Origin of the sequence: Thomasclavelia sp., from assembly GCF_017889095.1 — a bacterium.
Taxonomy (GTDB): Bacteria; Bacillota_I; Bacilli_A; order Erysipelotrichales; family Coprobacillaceae; genus Thomasclavelia.
In genome coordinates this window covers 1-2773 of sequence record NZ_JAGHEW010000269.1, presented here as the reverse complement: position 1 = coordinate 2773, position 2773 = coordinate 1, and the positions used below count along the sequence as shown (strand labels likewise).

Here is a 2773-nt window from a genome sequence, read left to right as displayed (position 1 = left end):
TGGATTTACTTAGGTTTTTGCTTTAAATGATAGATTTTGATTGTTTAGGGATAATTTTAGTTAATATAATAGTTATGTAATAAGCTAAATAAGAACCAAAACTACCAATAATAATATCATTAATATCAAAATATCCCTTTAAAGTAATGATTTGCACTAATTTAACTCCAATAATAAATAAAATGATAAAGATTAAATAATTCTTTTTTGCCTTTAAACAATCAAAAATTCCCGGTGCCAATATTGCCAGTGGCATATACATAAAAAAATTAATAATCAATGATTTAGTCGGTCCAAAATCATAAAAAGGAATTAAATTACTGCATACAACTATCCTTTGAAAATATGGCAGTTTGCCTATTCCATTACTATTTACACCAGTAGAAGCATAAATTCCTACAGTAAGGAAAAAAATATATAAACAAAGCATGATGATAAAAATAAGTTTGTTTTTCATGTTACCCTCCTAAATTTAATAAAATATAAGTAGTAAAAAGATTATTTTGATAAGAAGTTAGATAAGTTCCTGCATGTTTAATCACAACTTCATGAACAATCTGTAATCCATAACCATGATCACCTTGTTTAGTTGATTTTTTTAAATGTTTAGTTGGATCACTTATGCAGTCATTAGCTACTTTGATTAAGAGATTTTCTTCTTTTTGATAGTCAAAATTGATTATTACTTTATTTTGCGCGTTTTCAACGGCATTATCGACAAGATTAACGATTAAAGCTAAGATATCAGCCTGATAATTTAAATCAGTTAGATCGTTACTTTTAATTTGCAATGAAATATTACTATCATTAGTAACATTATTAAGATAAGCATCAATAATTATATTACCAGTATAAGCAGTTTGATTTTTAATATTTAAACGATGATTAATTTCTTTTAATATAGTAATCGCTTCATCAATGTTATTGTTACAAAGTAACTGGTGTAAGATAATTATGTTATTTTTGATATCGTGTTTTATTTTTAATATTTCATTTTGATTAGCTTTTAAATTATTAATATAACTGGCTGTTATCTTGGATAGAAAATTATTTTGTAATGCAATATTAAGCTGATAAAAATCATTATAAAGATACTGAATTAATATATTATTACAAAAACAAAGTAAACAAACGATAATATAGATAATAAAGTTTGCCATGGTCCAAGTTGCAATATTAGGGAATTGGTCTAAAAATAATAATTCGATGAATAAGATTGATCCTGATGTTATAAGAATAAAAATACTTATTCGATTTGTCGGTAGTGTAAATTTTAAATCAATAATATATACAACTGTAGCTAAAATAATTGTAGTGAAAAATAAGCTATAGGTATAAGAAAAGTAACTATAAGAATCAATAAATGGCTCTCGGTCAAAAAAGATCAAAAATAAAACATAACCAATAAAAGTTAAAGTAATGACAAATAAACAGTAATAACTAATCTGTAAATAATTATCAAGGTTGTAAAGATATAGAAGCATAGAAAGAATAAATAAGATCGCTATTGCTAACCATAGAGCACTGCTAGAAAAATAAACAAAAGGAATTATTGTAATGATTGAACCTAAAATAGATAATAATAAAATTCGTTTATAATTTATCGTCAAGTTTTGACTATGTTGATAAACATAGATAATTAAAAATAAAAGTAATGCATGAATTAACACTGTTACATAAGAATCCGTTAATATTTCTAAAAATAATGTCATTATTAGCTCCTTTCAATAAACAATTTTTATTTTCTTACCACTTATTTCTTAGTTAATTATTAATTAAAATATTCTAACTACCTTTATTAAAATGATAGCACATTAATATTTTACTAACTATACCATTGGTGTCATTTTAATACCGCTCGTGTTAATTATTATTTTAAAATGTAATGATGATTAAATTTTTTAGTGAATTAGTAAATAAAAAACTGTTTTTTATATATTCATTGTATATTTAGGATAATGAATATATAATATAAAGATAAGAAAAGTGGTTATTTAGAATTGGTGTTTAAAACGGTAAGAAATGTTTAAAAGTAATTGATTTTAATCAAATAGGAAAAATAATGTGTTTTAGAGGTAGGAAATGATTGAATTAAAAGATGTAACGTTTAATTATAAAAAGTCGGAATTGATTTTATCTAATGCATCGTATGTTTTTGATAAAGGAAAAATGTATTATTTAATAGGTGATAACGGAATCGGAAAAACAACACTTGCTAAACTTATTTTAAATATTTTAAAGCCTAATGATGGTAAAATAAATACTGCTGATATTAACAGAATTACGTATTTACCTGATTATAACGGTCTTTATCCCCATTTAACGGTAATTGAAAATATTAAATATCGTTTAGCATTATATAATCTAAATTGTGAAGAATATGATTCAATAATAAAAGATTTTCTTATAAAATATAAACTAAATAAATATGAAAACACTCTAGTATCTAAATTATCTTTAGGAACTTTAAAGAAAGTAGCGATTTTATGTGTGGCCTTGATTCCAGCGGATTTAATCGTATTAGATGAACCAACGGGAGGTTTGGATCAATTTTCTAAAAATGAAGTTTTAGAAATGTTAAAGAATTTAAAAAATGAAAATACGATAATTTTATGTATTACTCATGATCAAACGATCATTGATCCATTAATTGGGAAAATAATTACATTAAAGGATAAAAAAATTTATGAATATAATGGATAAAGTTTTAGTTACTAAAGAATTAAAATTGATCTTTGAAAATAAAAAAATCTTTATTTATATTATTTTAGGT

At 23.3% G+C, this 2773-nt stretch carries 3 protein-coding genes; 1 reads left to right on the top strand and 2 read right to left on the bottom strand.

The window, feature by feature from the left end:
- Window positions 1-22: 22 nt before the first annotated feature.
- Window positions 23-457, bottom strand: a complete 435-nt coding sequence (locus J7M77_RS11955) for a VanZ family protein (protein WP_296878849.1) — start codon at window positions 455-457, stop codon at window positions 23-25.
- Between the two features lies 1 nt (window position 458).
- Window positions 459-1712, bottom strand: a complete 1254-nt coding sequence (locus tag J7M77_RS11950) for a GHKL domain-containing protein (protein WP_296878847.1) — start codon at window positions 1710-1712, stop codon at window positions 459-461.
- A 370-nt stretch (window positions 1713-2082) separates the two neighbouring features.
- Between J7M77_RS11950 and J7M77_RS11945 the strand changes: the two genes are divergently transcribed.
- Window positions 2083-2703: an ABC transporter ATP-binding protein gene (locus J7M77_RS11945; RefSeq protein ID WP_296878845.1), complete on the top strand. Its 621-nt coding sequence runs from the start codon at window positions 2083-2085 to the stop codon at window positions 2701-2703.
- Window positions 2704-2773: the final 70 nt, after the last annotated feature.